Here is a 554-nt window from a genome sequence, read left to right as displayed (position 1 = left end):
GTATCGTGCTGACCTGCGGTGATGCGGGCTGCTTCATGGTTTTTCACGCACTAATGGGATTTGTTCTAGTGTCACGGTGTGGCATTCATCAGGAGGGTGCGGACGGCTTCGGGGGCGACCGGTGTGCAGATCGCGGAGTATGTGCGGGGCCGTCAGCGGATAGTAGAGCACCTCGGTTCGGCGCATACGGAAGCCGAACTCGGTGTCCTGCTGGAGCGTGCGCGCGAGTTGCTGGAGAATCCGGCGCAGGGCGTCCTTGAGCTTGGTGTCGAGCGCACGCCTCCAGTGAAGAATCTGGTTGTCCCTGCTGATAATCCGGGCCTGTTCGATATTGCCCGCCCGGCAGCAATTCCTGGGCGCGAGGGCCGTGCCCGCGTGGTGGGCACGGACTCCAGGTTGCTGTTCAATGCGTTGGCCTGGGCGTTCACGTCGTTGAAGTTCGATGGCCTCGGTGACGAGGTGTTCCGGGATCTGGTGATCGCCCGGGTCGTGGAACCAACTTCACTTCTGGATGCCGGCAGAGTCCTGCGGGACCTCGGCCAGAGTCCTGCCAG

General features: G+C 62.5%; 1 pseudogene. It reads left to right on the top strand.

Features of this window, described 5'->3' with window-relative positions:
- Positions 1 to 78 precede the first annotated feature (78 nt).
- Positions 79 to 554, top strand: a pseudogene (locus tag IEW19_RS23240) (IS1634 family transposase); the annotation flags it as partial.

Origin of the sequence: Arthrobacter liuii (assembly GCF_014639275.1) — a bacterium.
Taxonomy (GTDB): Bacteria; Actinomycetota; Actinomycetes; order Actinomycetales; family Micrococcaceae; genus Arthrobacter; species Arthrobacter liuii.
This window is presented reverse-complemented; position numbering and strand designations above follow the sequence as displayed.